We start from the raw sequence: 14,432 nt of genomic DNA, 5'->3' as shown, positions 1-14,432 counted from the left end.
GTGGGTGCTCTGGAGCCGTTGGACAGGGTCTGCGGCGCCGGTATCCGGTGCCGCAGACGTGGACGTCGGCGGACCGCCACGACGTGACCTGCTGTTATTCGTTTGGTATCGATGCTTGCGGTCCGGTCATACGATGCGCGCGTGCAACCGATCGACGGGGGAGAGTTTGCTGCCGGCGTCCGGTGGTGGCAGACGAGGACACGCTGGCCGAACGACTTTCACAACCGCACCTACGTGGAGCTGGCCAATCAGAACCCGGATGGAGAATTTCTGGACGACTGGTGGCCGGCTTTCCTTCGACGGTTGACCATCTGGAGGGCGGTGCGACCGTTCTCCAAAGCCGCCGTGACAGCTCTGTTGGTTTCCAACAGGGACGACCTGGCCGGCGCCTGGGATCAGGCATGTGCGCCAGCGCGGGACATGGACATCACGGGCGTCTGCTGGGAGCAGGTGCGGGCGTTTCCCGAAGTTGCCGCCCGGCTGAAGCCGACGAAGTCGGGGTCGCCGGTGTTCCCGTCGAAGTTCTGCCACTTCCTGCTCCCACGGATCTTCCCGGTCTTCGACAATGCGGCCGTAGGCGCATCGCGGAGCCGGGGCGCACGAGGCCGGTCGGCCCCGCTCACCTACGAGGGATACTTCAATTTGATCAAGGACACCTGGGCGGCCACACCCGCTGAGCTTCGGGCTGAACTCGTCGCGGAGTTGACCCGTCTCGTCGAAGATGAACGTCGCGGCCCTCTCTGTGTCGGCTTGTCGATGGCGACCAAGATTACAGAGTTGGCGCTCATCGGCCGTCGCCACGCTTGACGCCATTCAGGGCCGTCGGGCACAACTCGTCAGGGCATCGAGGCGGGCACAGTGTTCCAGGACCTCGTCGTCGGCTCCGCTGAGTTGGCCGTACTCGTCGAGGAAGGTGTCGCGTAGGTCGGGGCGGAGGGGCCAGACGCGGGTGGCGAGGCGTACGAGGTCGCGGGCGGGCAGGTCGTACCGGCTGTGCTCGAAGTCGATCAGGCGAACAATGCCGTCGTCACCGTAGATCATGTTGCGGGGCATGAAGTCGAGGTGGCACGGCAGGGCCGGTAGCGGGGCGAGGTCTTGGAGGGCTCGCATGTGGGTGCGTACCTCGGCTCGGTAGCTGGGCGCGATGCGGTCTCCGGCCTGGTGGATCCAGTACTCGGCGCGATCGGCGAGCCAGGCTGTCCAGTCCGGTTTTAGCCTTGGCGGCCCGGCGGCGTGGAGCGCTCGCAGCAGCTGCCCCGCTTGGCGGTAGGCCCCCTGCTCGGCCTCGGGGATGAGTTCTGGCTGGTCGAGCGGGACACCTGGCACGGCGGTGATGACGATTGTAGGCGGATTGTTGGTTGCCGCGAGTAGGCGGGGCGCCCGGTCGCCGAGGGCCAGGACGCAGGTCCGGTAGGCGTGTACCTCCTGCGTGTGCCGTTCTTGGCTGCGGTGTGGTTTGACGATCACCTCCCCGTACTCGGCGGTCGAGGCGCGGAGTACCTGGGTGCCCGCGTGGCCCGGGTGCCGGGTCACCGGTGTCGCGTCGGTGTCGAGAAGACGCCGGCAGAGTTGGAGGAGATCAGAGCTGCTCATCGCCCGGTTCGAGGTGGCGGGTGTCGTTGTGCGCGGCCAGTTGCCAGATGGTGCGGCCGAATCGGTTGGTTGGTCGCTGCCATCGGGTGACCGAGGCGTGATCGGTGACGAAGCCGAGCCGCAGGCAGGCGTCCTGTGGCAGTGCGAGGAGCAGGTTGTTGGCCGCTTCGATGGTCTCGCCGTGGGCGACGACGAGGATTCGCTCGCCGTAATGCCGGGCGAGGATCCCCCGTAGAGTTTTGGTTGCCCGGCGAAGGTACTGGCTCCAGGTTTCGGAGCCGTTGGCGTACGGGATGTCGGGAACGTGTTGCGGCGGACCCTGGAAGGCCGTCTTGACGTCCGCCCACGGTCGGCCGTCGGCGTCGCCGTGATCAGGCCCGCGGAGTTCCGGCTCGACGGTGGGCGGCAGGTGGAGAGCCTGCGCGATGATCTCGGCGCTCTGAACTACCCGGAGTCGGGGCGTGGAGTAGAAGACCGCATACGGTCGCGCTGTGTGCTCGGCAGCCAGCCGAGCAGCGAGCTGGGCGACCTGTTGGCGACCCCGGTCGGTTAGCCCAGTACAGCCGTGTTCGCCGCCGACGATACCGGCGAGGTTGCAGGCGGCCTCGCCGTGGCGGGCGATGACGAGTTCGGTGGTTGAGGTCATCGGCGGTCTCCTTGGAGCGGTCAGGTTGACGCGAACGGGTTGGGCCAGGGACGGACGGTGGGCCACGGATGCCGGTATCCGTTGGTGCCGAGGTACCGGAGCGTCAAGAGGTGGTGCAGTTCGGCGTACTGCCGCAGTTCCTCCAGGTCACAGAGGCTCGGCGCGATGGCGGCTCGGTAGGCGTCGGCGCAGTTCGTGAGGATCCGCTGTTCGAGGCGGCCGTACGTCATCGAAGCGGTGACGAGCAGGCCCGCCAGGTCGTAGCCGAAGGGAGCGAGGGTGAGGTCGTCAAAGTCGACGACGGCGACATTCTTCTCCTCGTCAACGAGGTAGTTGCGGAGGTTCGGGTCCTTGTAGAAGGACGTCAGGCTGCCAGTCCGGTCGAGGACGGTGTCGAGCGCGGCCAGGTCGACGCCAGTTAGACGGGTGGCACGGTGGAGCGCATCCCGGCGCGGGCCGGCGAAGTCGGGGAGCACCAGTCCGATTGACGTGGCGTGGGGTTGGTCGAGGCGTGCGGAGTGCAGCTCTTTCCAGTACGCGGCGTCATGCAGCCGGCCCAGCGCAGAGGCGACGCGGGGCAGGTCCGCGACCCTGGGTGTCCGGCCCGGTAGCCGCTCGAAAGCCAGGTGGTGACTTGTCCGCGTGATCAGGTGCGGGATGCGGACCCCGGATTCGAGCCCGGTGAGCCAGTCGTGGTGGGCCGCCGCTACCGAGCAGCGCTGCGGATCGTCGTAACGCTTGATGAAGAGATCACTGGTCATGGCCGTGCCGCGACGGCGTAGCTGACGGTGGACCGGGTCGGATGCGGCGGCGCCGGCAGCCGTTCCCGGAGGATCGCGGCCAGGTCAGCTGGCCCACCCGCCGGGTGAATCCGGTATTTCGGGGTCGTGGCGAGGTATCGGGCGAGGTGCGTGGCGTCGGCGAACTCGAAGAAGTGCTGCTCGTGCAGGACATCGAGCACGGTGAGATGGGTGGCGGCGATGTTGACCAGGTTGCCGCTGTGGAAGCTCTCGTAGAGGCTCGGGCGGCTGGCAGCGTCGGGGTCGAGGTTCGCTGCTTGGACGAGATGATCGAGTTCGGCGTAGCTGTCCAGCGACTTGGTCACCAGGACGGCGACACCTCCGGGACGGAGACAGCGGGCGATCTCCGCGACTACGGCGGCCGGTGTGGTCGAGTGATAGAGACAGAACGCGGCCACCGCCGCGTCGGCCATCGCATCGGGCAACGGCAGGTGGTGGAAATCGGCGCAGACCGCCGAGCCGACCTCGTCGGCCTGGGCCAGCCGGGTATGGACGGTGTCCAGCAGCGCGGCCGAGGCGTCGACCGCGATAAGCCGTCGAGGGCGGAGGCCGGCAGCGATCCGGAGCGTGGTGGTGCCCCGTCCGCAGCCGATGTCGAGCACGACCGCACCGGGCGGGGTCCGCTGGGCGAGCAGGTCGACGACGACTTGGGCGGCGTTTTGCCCAACGATCTTGGCTTGGCGTAGCGCGCGGGTGCGTTCCGCGAGCCGGTCGTCGGTGTAGTACAGGTCGCCGTGGACCAGCGCGGGGTCGAGGAACGGGTTAGCCGACACCGGCCGCCTCCCGTTCCGGCCCGGTTACGTCATCGGCTGGGCCTGTTGTCGTAGCCGGTCGACCAGTCGGTTGGCTTGCCGGCGGCTGCGCAGTGAGATCAGTCGGACGTGCGGCCCGTGTTCCCGGATGAGGGCCTCGACTCGGGGCCGCATGGTGCGTCGGTAGCCGAGGATGTAGCGGACGAAGTTCCAGGTGATTCGGTCGTAGACGCCGTCGGTCTGGTGCTGGCCGCCCCGGTAGCGCCAGCGTCGTTGGCGATGCCCCAGAGGCAGGTCAGGGCGGGTAGGTCGAGGAAGATTACGGTGTCGGCGGTGGCCAGCCGGATGGGTAGGGTGCCGGCGTAGTTGCCCTCGATGACCCATCGCTCGCTGGCCACGAGTTTCTCCTGCTGGGCAGCGAACTCGTCCTGGGGCAACGGATTCCACTGCTCGTCGTAGTAGATCGCGTCGAGGTGGGTCAGCGGCGCGTCGAGGATGCGAGCCAACCGCCGGGCGACGGTGGATTTGCCGCTGCCGCCGCAGCCGATGATGGCGATCCTGTCCATGGTCCTCCAGAGTAGGGGCGGGACGGGGTGAGGTCGGGCGGACACGGCGGCTCATGACGGCACCCGGTCCGATCGGTGCAGAAGACGATCGAGTACGTCGAGTTGGGTGGAGAGCCGGAACGGGGCGAGGCGGCGCAGGCAGTTCGCGATCAGGTTGGTGTGGTCGTTGGTGCCGGCGATCTCGGCGAGCCAGCCGACTCGGTCTCGTACGTCGGTGGCGTTGGTGATGTGCAGGCTCGCTGGTACGAGTCCGGCGGCGCTTCGGATGGTGGTGGGCAGGAGCGGGGCGCAGCCGGCGAGGATCGCTTCGAAGATCCGTTGGGTGATCTGGCCGACACGGGCGTAGCGGTCGGGTAGCAGCAGCACGGTGGCGAGGGCGTTGGCGTGGATCTCGGTGACCTGCGGGAACGGGACCCGGCCGATGAAGTTGAGGCCGGGCCAGCGGTTGGTGTCGGGCCACCTGCCGGCGATCAGGTGGGGTAGCTGCGCGGCGGCGGGAGCGAAGAAGGTCTCGAACGCATCGTCGCGGTCGTACTGGTTGCCGACATATACGAGTGAGGTCGGCCGGGGGTGGGCTGCGAGTGCGGTGGGACTGGCGGTGTCGATGGCAGCGTCGGCGACGGGGAAGAGCAGCGGCACCGCCCCTGGGCTCGGGTGCAGCGCGGGCTCGCAGACCGTGACGTGGTTGAGCTGGCGGAGTGGGTCGTGCGGGTCGAGCTGTCGGTCCTTGTCCCAGATGATCGTCGGGATGCTGAGTTTGCGGGTGTAGTGGGTGAGGAGTTCGGTTTGCCGGTGTAGGTCGCAGGTGTGGCCGGGCCGGCTGCAGGGGGTGGTGTTGCGGCCGGGGATGGGCCAGCGCCATTCGAGGAACAGGACGTCGATGTCGGGCAGGCCGATGTCCCACCGATAGTGCTCGGTGAGGTCGTTGCCGGCTTCGTCCAGGTCGCGGTTGCGCTGGAGGAACAGGATGTCGTGGCCGGTGTGGCGTAGTCCGTCGATGAGGTTGCGGCGGTGGCTGCGTCCGCCGTCGGGGGTGTCGAGGATGCCGGGACCGAGGAATCCCCAGAAGCTGTAGCCGATCAGCACTTGGTCACCCACCAGCCTTCGATGAGCAGGGCGTCCAGGCCGGTCGCGGTGAGGCAGGCCAGCGCCATGTCGGGAGTACCGCCGATTGGTTTGCCCTTGACGTTCAGCGAGGTGTTGATCAGGACGGGGTGTCGGGTGATTGCGCCGAAGGCGGTCAGGACGTTGGCGAGGAACGGATGTTGTGCGTGGGTGACGGTCTGCACCCGGGCGGTGCCGTTGGCGTGGACGATCGCGGGTAGGCAGGTGCGGGTCAGGTCGGTGACGGGGGCTGCGATGGACATGTACGGCGAGGGTTGACGCAGCTGGACGTAGTCGGCCGCCTTGTCAGCGAGGATGACCGGGGCGAACGGCCGGAACGGTTCGCGGAACTTCACGGTGGCGTTGAGCCGGTCCACGACGCCGGGCGAGAGGGGCGAGGCGAGGATGGACCGGTTGCCCAACGCGCGTGGCCCGGCCTCCAGCGGGCCGGCGAAGAGCCCGACGATCGCCCCACTGGCGAGCCGCTGGGCAAGGTGGTGGACCGGATCGTCCAGGCGTTCGGCGGCCAGGCCGGGACGCGGTTCGGTGTGCAGGGTCAGCTTCGGGTACGCCGGGCCGAGGTAGCAGCGCTGTTCGATGCCGGTGGGTGGCTGACCGGTGGTGTCGAGCCAGGCGGCTGCTGCGGCGCCGATGGCGGTGCCGGAGTCTCCAGGCGCGGGCGGTACGTGCACCTCGTCGAGCATGCCGGCTTGGGTGATGAGTCCGGCGGCGACGCAGTTCATCGCCACGCCGCCGCCGAGGCAGAGCAGGCCGGACCCGGTGAGCCGGGCGGCTCGCCGGGCCAGGTGCAGCATCACCTGCTCGGTCCGTTCCTGGAGTGCGGCGGCCAGGTCGGCGTGCACGACCTCGACCGGTGCGCCCGGCAGGCGGGGCGGGCAGGTGGCGGCGGTAAACGCCGGTGTGGTCCGGCCGTACCGGCTGGACAGCACCCGTAACGGCAGCAGGGTCGGATCGAGGGTGAAGCCGTTCTGGGTGAGGCGGATCGCTCGGCTCATCAGGCCGTGGAAACGTTCCGGGTTGCCGAGCGCGGCCAGTGCCATCACCGTGCCTTCCTCGTCGCCCCGACGCCAGCCCAGGTGCTCGGTGACGGCGCCGTAGGCGTAGCCGAGCGACGCGGGGTCGTCGACCGCGTCGTGCAGGACGAGTCGGAAGGGTCGGGCGTCGTGCTGTGCGGCGTGCCAGATCGTGGTGGTCTGAAGTTCGCCGAGGCTGTCCACGATCAGGACCGCCCGCGTCGTCCACCCCGGCGGAGAGGAACGCGTAGAGGGCGTGCGCGCGGTGGTGCTGCACCGGGCGGAGTCGGGCGTGCGGGAACCGTCGGGACAGGTCCCGCATCCTGGCCTGGTAGCGGCGGCGGACGGTGAGGAAGCTGCGAGCACGGGGCACCGCCCGGGCGCGAGTCACGGAATCGGCCAGTTGTGCGGGCAGTTGACCGAGTGCGCGCAGGTAGCGGCGGCCGTCGAAGTTGTACGCGACTGTCGTCACCTGGTCTGAGGTCAGCCCAGCCTCGGCCAGAAGCCAGGCGACGGCGTTGGCTGGGTACGCCTTGCTGTGCTTGGTCCCGTCGAGTCGCTCCTCTTCGGCGAAGCCGATCAGGTGTCCGTTGACCAGGAGCGCTGCTGCCGAGTCGTGCGTGTACGCGCACAGGCCCAGCACGACGTCGGCAGGGCGGCTGTCCGGTCGCGCCTTCATCCTCGTGCGCCCTGCGCGGCTGTGACGACGGCCGGGGCGAGGCGGTCGTACCAGTTTGAAAGGGCGTGGCCGAGCGGGCCGGGGGTGCCGGCCGCCAGCCTCCGCGCCTGGTCGCGGTCGCCTGCCTTCCAGGACCGGTAGCTGCTGAGGGTTCGGCCGAATGCGTCCCACGTCGGCCCGTCTGCTGGATCGGCGGCGCCGGAGATGACGCGTGGGAGAAGGGTGTCGAGGTCCGGCCAGGGCACGGTGACCGGAGCCAGTTCGGCGTCGCCGGGCAGGCCGTGCAGGCAGGCGGCGGCTGCGTCCCTGTTGTCGGCATAGAGGTGCAGGGAGTCGACATGGTGGTGGTATTCGCCCAGGTCGACACCGAGCCAGCCGGCCATCAGCTCGTGAATCAACGTCGTGGTGAAAATGTCGTAGGGGAAGCCGAGCCACAGGTCCTGGCTGCGCATGCTGGTGTGCATCACCAGCCGGCCCTGGCGGAGGAAGAAGCGGTAGCCGAGGGTGCAGGGCACATCCTGGTAGCCCCGGTGATCGCGGGACGGATCGTAGAGCTGGATCACCGCTCGCCGGGAGTTCCGGTCGGCGTGCAGTTGGCGTCGTACGGCGTCGAGTTGGTCGACCGCGGCGTCGAGCTGGTCGATCCGGCCGCCCCACCGGCGCAGCCGTGGGCCGTAGGCGCCACGGAGCACGCCATCGTCTGCGTACTGGCGGAGGTTGTCGTTGTAGTCGAAGATCCACGGGTCGTCGGAGCCGGAGAGGATCCACAGCGCCTCAGCGACCGCGAAGGCCGGATTGATCACGCGGGCCGGTGGTACGTGGACGATCCGTCGTCGGGGATTCGTCAGGCAGAGGTGGGCGCCGATGACCTCGGTGGTGGCGTGGTCGCGTGGGGATACGGCGCGACCGTTGAGTAGTACGGCCTGGCAGGCGGCGGTGAAGAGTTCGCTGGCCGAGTCGGCGGTCAGAACGATCATGAATGGCTCCGTTGCGGGGTTCAGGAGGTGAAGGTGGCGAGCCGGTCGCGGGACAGGTCGACCAGCCAGGCGGCCTGCCGGGCGAGTCCCTCGTGCAGGCCGACGGTGGGCCAGTAGCCAAGCAGCCGGCCGGCGCGGGTCAGGTCGGCTGCGGTCGCCGGAACATCGCCCGGCTGGGCGTTCACAACCTTGATCGGTACCTGCCGGCCGGTGACCTTCGACGCTTCGTCGATGACGCCGCGCATGGACACGCTCGCGCCGCCGCCGACGTTGACGACGGCGGCCCGGACGTCGAAATGAGCCGCGGCGATGGTCGCGGTGACGACGTCGCTGATATAGGTGAACTCACGGTGCTGACTGCCGTCGCCGAAGAGGGTCATCGGAAAACCGGTGTATGCGGAGAACAAAATCCGACCGATCAGCATGTCGGGTCGCTGCCGAGGCCCGTACACCGTGAAGTAGCGGAGTGCGACGACGCTGAGTTGGCTGTCGGGGCGGCGGGCGTAGGCCAGGCACAGGTGCTCGGCGGCGAGCTTGCTCACGCCGTACGGGGATATCGGACAGGTCGGGTCGCCCTCCCGGCTCGGCCGGTTCGTCGGGCCGTAGACGCTGGACGACGATGCGAAGACCAGCCGTCGTACGCCCTGCCGGACGCACGCGTCGAGGAGTCGATGGGTGCCGACGACGTTGGTCTCGGCGTAGTCGAGGAAGTCGCTGCCCCAGGATTGACGGACGCCGGGTCGAGCAGCGAGGTGGAAGACGGTGTCACAGCCCTTCACCACGTCATCGAATTGATCGGTGGCCAGGTCCAGGTGGCATGGCGTGAACGATGGGTTGGAGACCGCAGCGGCGAGGTTCTCGTCCGCGAGGGCGTGCTCGCCGAGTCGCCGACGGTCCAGGCCGATCACCGTCACGCCTCGGGTCAGTAGCGCGTCGACCAGATGCGAGCCGATGAACCCAGCCGCCCCGGTCACCAGGACTCGGAACATGGATCGTCACGCCTCCTTTCGTATGCTGTGTTGGAAGATCAGCCGCCAGGCGTGGGTGAGCAGGGGAGGATCGACCGCCGGAACGCATGCCCGACCGATCGCGGTCCGGCGGCTCCTGCACTCCTGTCCGCTAGCGCCGTTGGCAGCCGTCGTGGCGGCGTTGCGGGAGAGGTAGACGGTCATCGCCGTACCGCCTGCATGCCGGCTCGGTGGTATGGGGTGTGCCGGCGGTGCTTGCCGGAGGCGGTCCGCTCGCGGCCGGTGCGGCGGACCCGCCGGGGGGACAGCGGGTCCGCCACCGCAAGGCGGTGGGTGGGAGCAACCCGCCGGTCACCCGCCCGCGCAGCCCCGATGGCAGTACGCAGGCGAGGAGACAGCCTCACGACATTGGAGCCATGAACCACCGCCGCAACCAGGCGCGGGCCCGAGATCGTCTTGTCGAGTCTGATCAACGTGTCCACGATCTACCCCCTGAGCTGTAGGCGATTCGGACTGGCCCCGTAGCCGCCGCCGGGCGGCACCGTTCGAGGCTCGGCAATAGCGAACCGTCTGTGGCCATCGGCCGGTACCGTCCACTGCCCGTCCAATCGCAACCAGGTAGTGACGAGCCTTAGCCGAACTAGCTAGCGTGATCTACGTCGATTGGCGATGCCCGGAGGTGTCCGATGGCGGAGCGGCGCTATCCCCCGAACCGGCGGCTCGCGTGGGAGAGACTCCAACGCGGGTGGTCGTACGAGGAGATCACCGAACGAATCCGTAGTGAGATGAGCCGCGCCGGCGAGACCGACACTGGGCTGAACGCCAACACTGTCCGACGCTGGGAGATCGGCGAGCGGTGGCCGGACCCGCGCTACCGCAAACACCTCGTCGCGATCCTCGGCAAGCCAGCGAGCGACCTCGGCCTGCTCACACCCGACGAGCTGGCCGTACGCCCGGAGGCGGAAACACTGCACGAGTTCAGGAGGTTGTGGGACATGCTCACCGGAGACGACAACGGCAACGGCTGGGACCGCGCGTCCGTACTACGCGCGCTCGTCGGCGCCAGCATGCTGCCCCTGGTCGCGCCACTGCTGTCCCTCGACCCCGACGCCGCACACGCCGACGGCAAGACTGTCGATCCTGACTCGTACCGGCAGATCGTGCGCTGCCAGCGGGAGCTGTACTGGACCAGCCCGCCCAGACCGCTCTACGAGGCCGCCTACGCACACACCCAGCTCGGCATCGGGCTCCTCCGGGCCGCCACCGGCACCAGCCGAAACAGCCTCGCCACCGCGCTCGCAGAATCCGCACTGCTCACCGCCCGGCTCGCGTTCTTCGACCTCAGCCAGCCCGCCATCGCCGAACGCTGCTACGACGTCGCCCTCACCGCCACCCGCGAAGCCGGCGACCACGCCCTGGCCGCCGCCGTCTTGGGCCACATGGCGTTCATCCCTGCCTTCGGCCACGATCCGGTCAATGCTCGACCGCTGATTGACGCCGCCCTCCAACACACCTGGCACGGCGTCAGCCCCATGATCCGTTCCTGGCTGCACTGCGTCGCCTCAGAAGTCGAGGCCCGTGCCGGAGCTGCCGCCGCCAGCCGCCGTCACATCGACCTCGCGGCAGACTCGATCACCGGTGACGGCACCCCTCCCGCGTGGCTCGACTTCTACGACGCCGGGCGGCTGCACTCCTTCGCCGGCTACGCGGCCCTCGCCAGTGGCGACCAGATAGCGGCCGCCGTTCAGCTCGCCCAGGCACTCACCGGTCTCAACAATGCCGGCGTCAAGCAGCGCAGTGTCGTACTCGCGGATCTCGCCACCGCCTACAGCAGCGACGGTGACCGGGCCGCCGACTACCTCAACCAGGCCATCGACGCCCTGCGCGCCGACTGGTACGGCACCGGCCTCGACCGGGTCCGAACCGTCCGCCCCGTGCTTGGCGACAGCCGACACGGCGCCCAGATCGACGAGCGCGTGGCCGCCCTTACCGCTGGCCGGGCAGCCCTTCCAGGTAGTTAACTGGCCGACTCGTTGTGCTTGCGCACGAGGTCGGGCAACTCGGCCAGCGAGTCGAGATGGAACAGGCAGCGGTCACTGACCGCCTTGTCACCGAGGATGTAACCCCACGGGCCGCGACGGAGTAACGCCGTTGCGATCCCCGCCTCCTGCGCCGGCCTGATGTCGTTGTCCAACCGGTCCCCGACATAGAGCACGTGATCAGCCGAGCAGTCCGCCTCGGCGACCACCCGTTCGAAGAACGCCGCAGACGGCTTCTCCACACCCCAGCCATCCGACGTACCGATCACGTCCACCGGCAGTTCCAAGGCACGCAGGATCGTCTCCGCCCGCGCCGTCTGGTTGCCAGCCAAGCCGACCCGCAGCCCTGAGTCACGCAGCGCGGCTAGGCACGGCCGAGCATCCGGATAAAGGTCCTCCTCCGTGAACGACTCCGGCTGCGCCGCCGCCGTCCGACGCTCCCGCTCCTCGGCCAGGTCGAACCCCGGCCGGAACACCTGAAACGTCTCCCGATAGTCCAGGCCACGAGCGATCACCGACCCGAAGACGGCCGAGAACGCGTGACGAGGCACGCCCAGCCAATCCGCCCAGGTCCCGTACTCCCGGGACTCGTCGACAATCGTCTCGCCCACATCGAAGAACACGCTCGCGATCACCTCTCGATTGTGCCCTCACCACGAGTGTGATCAACACGCGGGGAGACCCCACTGCCGGACAGGCGCCTGGGGTCGCTACGGAACCACCGCAAACTGCCTCGCCAGAAAAAGGATCACCGTGACCAACGCCCTTGCGAGCCCCGTGAACGCCACGCCGGCGCACCTCGCACGGCTCGGCGTCGAGCCGCTTCGGACGATAGCGTCGATCGACGCGGCCAAGTTCGACAACCGCCCCACCTGGGACAACAAAGGAGGGTTCGACAGCCGGCCCGGTTGGGACAACTGGAACAAGAAGTGATCTGCTGACACAGGAGTAGGCGTTCGAACGTGGGATGGTGCCCCGTCCCGCGTCCAAACAGACTGAGGACTCATGCGGACAACCACCATCGGCGACGTGAGGATTCTGCTCCCGGATCTCGACCCGGAAGATCTTGACGACGTCCACGATTCGGCGAGCGACCTCTCCGAGGCCAGCATCGAGGGTGTCTCCTGGCGCGGCGCGCAACTGGACGATGTCAGCATCCGTAGCAGCCGGATCGCTGGCGCGGACCTCAGCGAGAGCGCCTGGGAATCCGGAACCATCTGGGGCAGCGAGATCACCCGCACCGACCTCTCCGGTGCGACTCTGTCCGGGGTCACCGTCGAACGCTGCGCTTTCACCGGCTCGCGGTTCACCGGTACCCGGCTGACCGATGTACGCCTCAAAGATGTCCTCTTCGACGGCTGCCGCTTCGACTACGCCACCTTTCAACGCGTCGTCGCCGCCGGAGCCACGGCCTTCAACGACTGTACGCTCACCAACGCCACGTGGTCCTTCTGCCGACTACCCAAGGTCGCCATCAGGTCGTGCCAGTTGACGAACCTTGAATTTGAGTCCTGCCAGCTCCAAGGCGCTGACCTTCGGGGCAACCGCCTCCAGAATCTCAAGGGTGCACTCGTCAACCTGCGCGGGGTGACGCTCGCCCAGGAACAACTCTCCGAACTCACTCGGTTGGCCATCGCAGAGCTAGGCGTTGACGTGCGGACCGATTGAAGCCTGGCGGACACGCAGCGGAGGCTGACGGGGTTCATGAGCTGCCGAGCCTGCTCAAGCTGCCGCCGCCGGAAGTTGTCAGCGACTCGACGCCTGGCGCTGTTGACCGCCTGGGAACGGGAGGTGGCCGAGCTGACGGTCACCGGTGCCACGTCCCGGGTGATCGCCCGGCAACTCCAGATCAGCCCGCGTACGGTCGACGCGCACCTGATGCGGATCTACCGGAAGGTCGGGGTGGCCTCCCGTACCGCTCTGGTCAGCCTGCTGGCGCGGGGGTGACGCGGTCGGCGGCCCCGTCGAGGGTTTCGGCGGCCCGGGTCATCGGGCCGCCCGCCGTACCGGTGTTGAGCGTGCCGACCGGCTCGACCAGCAGGATCGCGGTCTCCTCCTCCGCCACCGGGCAGTGTTCGACGCCCCGGGGCACCACGAACAGCTCGCCGGGGTCGAGCACCACGTCTCCGGCGCGCAACCTGATGGTGAGCCGGCCGCTGATCACCAGGAACAGTTCGTCGGTCTCCGGGTGGCTGTGCCAGACGAACTCGCCCTTCAGCTTGGCGAGCTTGATCTCGTAGTCGTTGAGGTCGGCGACCTTCTTCTGCGCCCAGAGATCGCTGAACCGGGCGAGCCGCTCGGCCAGGTTGACAGGTACGGGAGACTCGGGCACGCGGACGTCCTCCGGAAGTTGGGGTCGGTTCGGTACGGGCCGGCGACCACCGGCCCCGCCGAGCGTCCCGCGCTCCTCCGCCGCCGGTCTTGTACGTTCCTGACATGGCAGGTGAGCGGCCCGGTACGACGACGATCAGCGCCTGGCGGCCGAAGGTGCCGGGGATCGCCGAGGTCTTCCACGCGCACTTCACCGCGCACGCCTATCCGGCACACACCCACGACACCTGGGACCTGATGATCCTCGACGGGGGATCGGTCGACTTCGCTCTCGACCGGCACCGGCACGGGATGACCGCCGGAAGCACGGTGCTGCTGCTCCCGCCCGGCGTCACCCACGACGGCCGGACGGTCACCCCGGCCGGCTTCCGCAAGCGGGTGCTCTACCTCGACACGACCGTACTGCCGGAGCACCTGGTCGGCAGCGCGGTGGACGGCCCGGTCCTGGACGACGAACTGCTGCGGCACCGGATCCACCAGTTGCACACCTCGCTCGGCCATCCCGGCGACGCGTTCGAGGCCGAGTCCCGGCTGGCCCTGATCCGGGACCGGCTGCACGAACACTTCGACACGCTCGCGCCCGTCCCGCCGGGCGGCCGGTCGGACCGGCTGGCAGGCCGGCTGCGGGAGCTGCTGGACTCCAGGATCGCGGTCGGGCTGTCCCTGCGGGAGGCGGCGGCGATCCTGGACGCCCATCCCAGCCACCTGATCCGGTGCTTCACCCGCAGCTACGGCCTGCCGCCGCACGCGTACCTGACCGGCCGGCGGGTCGACCGGGCCCGCCGGCTGCTGCTGGCCGGGGAGCGACCGGCCAGCGTCGCCGTGGCGGTCGGCTTCCACGACCAGGCACACCTGCACCGGCACTTCGTCCGGCACCTCGGCACCACCCCGGCCCGCTACGCCGGCCGACGCGGCGCGAGCTGACACCTCCGCAGCAGCTCAC

18 protein-coding genes and 1 pseudogene are annotated in these 14,432 nt (G+C 68.7%); 6 read left to right on the top strand and 13 right to left on the bottom strand.

Annotated features, from left to right (window positions below; genetic code table 11):
- Window positions 1-141: 141 nt before the first annotated feature.
- Window positions 142-807 carry a hypothetical protein gene (locus ACQEVC_RS39205; protein ID WP_432888558.1) on the top strand — a complete coding sequence of 222 codons (666 nt, stop codon included), beginning with the start codon at window positions 142-144 and terminating at the stop codon, window positions 805-807.
- A 6-nt stretch (window positions 808-813) separates the two neighbouring features.
- Here the strand turns inward: ACQEVC_RS39205 and ACQEVC_RS39200 are convergent, their stop codons facing one another.
- The 11 genes and pseudogenes from ACQEVC_RS39200 to amcA (ACQEVC_RS39150) all read right to left on the bottom strand — a co-directional run bounded on the left by ACQEVC_RS39200 (window position 814) and on the right by amcA (ACQEVC_RS39150) (window position 9,323).
- Window positions 814-1,593, bottom strand: a complete 780-nt coding sequence (locus ACQEVC_RS39200) for a phosphotransferase enzyme family protein (protein WP_432888556.1) — start codon at window positions 1,591-1,593, stop codon at window positions 814-816.
- Window positions 1,580-2,239, bottom strand: a complete 660-nt coding sequence (locus ACQEVC_RS39195; RefSeq protein ID WP_432888554.1) for a histidine phosphatase family protein — start codon at window positions 2,237-2,239, stop codon at window positions 1,580-1,582. The genes ACQEVC_RS39200 and ACQEVC_RS39195 overlap by 14 nt, the downstream gene beginning before the upstream one ends.
- Before the next feature lie 20 nt (window positions 2,240-2,259).
- Window positions 2,260-3,000: a phosphotransferase gene (locus ACQEVC_RS39190; RefSeq protein WP_432888552.1), complete on the bottom strand. Its 741-nt coding sequence runs from the start codon at window positions 2,998-3,000 to the stop codon at window positions 2,260-2,262.
- Window positions 2,997-3,812, bottom strand: coding sequence for a class I SAM-dependent methyltransferase (locus ACQEVC_RS39185; RefSeq protein WP_432888550.1), 816 nt, complete (start codon window positions 3,810-3,812; stop codon window positions 2,997-2,999). The genes ACQEVC_RS39190 and ACQEVC_RS39185 overlap by 4 nt, the downstream gene beginning before the upstream one ends.
- Before the next feature lie 98 nt (window positions 3,813-3,910).
- The gene (locus tag ACQEVC_RS39180) at window positions 3,911-4,357 is read right to left on the bottom strand and encodes a hypothetical protein (RefSeq protein ID WP_432888548.1); all 447 of its coding nucleotides are present in this window, start codon (window positions 4,355-4,357) and stop codon (window positions 3,911-3,913) included.
- A 51-nt stretch (window positions 4,358-4,408) separates the two neighbouring features.
- Complete coding sequence (locus ACQEVC_RS39175) at window positions 4,409-5,455, bottom strand: hypothetical protein (RefSeq protein WP_432888546.1); 1,047 nt, start codon at window positions 5,453-5,455, stop codon at window positions 4,409-4,411.
- Window positions 5,437-6,699 carry a carbamoyltransferase C-terminal domain-containing protein gene (locus ACQEVC_RS39170; protein WP_432888544.1) on the bottom strand — a complete coding sequence of 421 codons (1,263 nt, stop codon included), beginning with the start codon at window positions 6,697-6,699 and terminating at the stop codon, window positions 5,437-5,439. The genes ACQEVC_RS39175 and ACQEVC_RS39170 overlap by 19 nt, the downstream gene beginning before the upstream one ends.
- Before the next feature lie 295 nt (window positions 6,700-6,994).
- A pseudogene (locus ACQEVC_RS39165) lies at window positions 6,995-7,174 on the bottom strand (hypothetical protein); the annotation flags it as partial.
- On the bottom strand, window positions 7,171-8,151 hold the full coding sequence (locus tag ACQEVC_RS39160; RefSeq protein ID WP_432888542.1) for a thymidylate synthase: 981 nt from the start codon (window positions 8,149-8,151) through the stop codon (window positions 7,171-7,173). The pseudogene ACQEVC_RS39165 and the gene ACQEVC_RS39160, both read right to left, overlap by 4 nt.
- A gap of 20 nt (window positions 8,152-8,171) precedes the next feature.
- Window positions 8,172-9,140, bottom strand: coding sequence for an NAD-dependent epimerase/dehydratase family protein (locus ACQEVC_RS39155; protein WP_432888540.1), 969 nt, complete (start codon window positions 9,138-9,140; stop codon window positions 8,172-8,174).
- Window positions 9,141-9,146: 6 nt separating this feature from the next.
- On the bottom strand, window positions 9,147-9,323 hold the full coding sequence (gene amcA / locus ACQEVC_RS39150) for a multiple cyclophane-containing RiPP AmcA (RefSeq protein ID WP_432888538.1): 177 nt from the start codon (window positions 9,321-9,323) through the stop codon (window positions 9,147-9,149).
- 482 nt (window positions 9,324-9,805) lie between these two features.
- On the opposite strand from amcA (ACQEVC_RS39150), the gene ACQEVC_RS39145 reads away from it, so the two are divergent.
- Complete coding sequence (locus ACQEVC_RS39145; RefSeq protein ID WP_432888536.1) at window positions 9,806-11,140, top strand: helix-turn-helix domain-containing protein; 1,335 nt, start codon at window positions 9,806-9,808, stop codon at window positions 11,138-11,140.
- Here ACQEVC_RS39145 and ACQEVC_RS39140 read toward each other — a convergent pair.
- Entirely contained in the window at window positions 11,137-11,793 is a 657-nt protein-coding gene (locus ACQEVC_RS39140) for an HAD family hydrolase (RefSeq protein WP_432888534.1), read from the bottom strand. The two genes, ACQEVC_RS39145 and ACQEVC_RS39140, sit on opposite strands and share 4 nt — an antisense overlap.
- A 118-nt stretch (window positions 11,794-11,911) precedes the next feature.
- Between ACQEVC_RS39140 and amcA (ACQEVC_RS39135) the strand changes: the two genes are divergently transcribed.
- The 3 genes from amcA (ACQEVC_RS39135) to ACQEVC_RS39125 all read left to right on the top strand — a co-directional run bounded on the left by amcA (ACQEVC_RS39135) (window position 11,912) and on the right by ACQEVC_RS39125 (window position 13,105).
- On the top strand, window positions 11,912-12,091 hold the full coding sequence (gene amcA, locus ACQEVC_RS39135) for a multiple cyclophane-containing RiPP AmcA (RefSeq protein WP_432888532.1): 180 nt from the start codon (window positions 11,912-11,914) through the stop codon (window positions 12,089-12,091).
- A gap of 72 nt (window positions 12,092-12,163) precedes the next feature.
- Complete coding sequence (locus ACQEVC_RS39130) at window positions 12,164-12,826, top strand: pentapeptide repeat-containing protein (RefSeq protein WP_432888530.1); 663 nt, start codon at window positions 12,164-12,166, stop codon at window positions 12,824-12,826.
- Between the two features lie 102 nt (window positions 12,827-12,928).
- Window positions 12,929-13,105 (top strand): LuxR C-terminal-related transcriptional regulator, encoded by a 177-nt coding sequence (locus ACQEVC_RS39125; protein ID WP_432888528.1) that lies wholly within the window; start codon window positions 12,929-12,931, stop codon window positions 13,103-13,105.
- Here ACQEVC_RS39125 and ACQEVC_RS39120 read toward each other — a convergent pair.
- Window positions 13,083-13,490: a cupin domain-containing protein gene (locus tag ACQEVC_RS39120; protein ID WP_432888526.1), complete on the bottom strand. Its 408-nt coding sequence runs from the start codon at window positions 13,488-13,490 to the stop codon at window positions 13,083-13,085. The genes ACQEVC_RS39125 and ACQEVC_RS39120 overlap by 23 nt on opposite strands.
- Window positions 13,491-13,594: 104 nt before the next feature.
- On the opposite strand from ACQEVC_RS39120, the gene ACQEVC_RS39115 reads away from it, so the two are divergent.
- The gene (locus ACQEVC_RS39115) at window positions 13,595-14,413 is read left to right on the top strand and encodes an AraC family transcriptional regulator (protein WP_432888524.1); all 819 of its coding nucleotides are present in this window, start codon (window positions 13,595-13,597) and stop codon (window positions 14,411-14,413) included.
- The last annotated feature ends 19 nt before the right edge of the window (window positions 14,414-14,432 follow it).

Source organism: Plantactinospora sp. CA-294935, from assembly GCF_050936445.1.
Classification (GTDB): Bacteria; Actinomycetota; Actinomycetes; order Mycobacteriales; family Micromonosporaceae; genus Plantactinospora.
The sequence above is the reverse complement of the archived record's forward strand: the minus strand, read 5'-3'. Positions and strand labels throughout refer to the sequence as shown.

What these genes read in the sequence shown, in the direction of transcription:
- ACQEVC_RS39160 (WP_432888542.1), bottom strand. Translation starts at nt 8,151, where the DNA reads ATGATCGTTCTGACCGCCGACTCGGCCAGCGAACTCTTCACCGCCGCC.
- ACQEVC_RS39190 (WP_432888552.1), bottom strand. Translation starts at nt 3,000, where the DNA reads ATGACCAGTGATCTCTTCATCAAGCGTTACGACGATCCGCAGCGCTGC.
- ACQEVC_RS39130 (WP_432888530.1), top strand. Translation starts at nt 12,164, where the DNA reads ATGCGGACAACCACCATCGGCGACGTGAGGATTCTGCTCCCGGATCTC.
- ACQEVC_RS39195 (WP_432888554.1), bottom strand. Translation starts at nt 2,239, where the DNA reads ATGACCTCAACCACCGAACTCGTCATCGCCCGCCACGGCGAGGCCGCC.
- ACQEVC_RS39200 (WP_432888556.1), bottom strand. Translation starts at nt 1,593, where the DNA reads ATGAGCAGCTCTGATCTCCTCCAACTCTGCCGGCGTCTTCTCGACACC.
- ACQEVC_RS39115 (WP_432888524.1), top strand. Translation starts at nt 13,595, where the DNA reads ATGGCAGGTGAGCGGCCCGGTACGACGACGATCAGCGCCTGGCGGCCG.
- ACQEVC_RS39155 (WP_432888540.1), bottom strand. Translation starts at nt 9,140, where the DNA reads ATGTTCCGAGTCCTGGTGACCGGGGCGGCTGGGTTCATCGGCTCGCAT.
- amcA (WP_432888538.1), bottom strand. Translation starts at nt 9,323, where the DNA reads ATGACCGTCTACCTCTCCCGCAACGCCGCCACGACGGCTGCCAACGGC.
- ACQEVC_RS39145 (WP_432888536.1), top strand. Translation starts at nt 9,806, where the DNA reads ATGGCGGAGCGGCGCTATCCCCCGAACCGGCGGCTCGCGTGGGAGAGA.
- ACQEVC_RS39180 (WP_432888548.1), bottom strand. Translation starts at nt 4,357, where the DNA reads ATGGACAGGATCGCCATCATCGGCTGCGGCGGCAGCGGCAAATCCACC.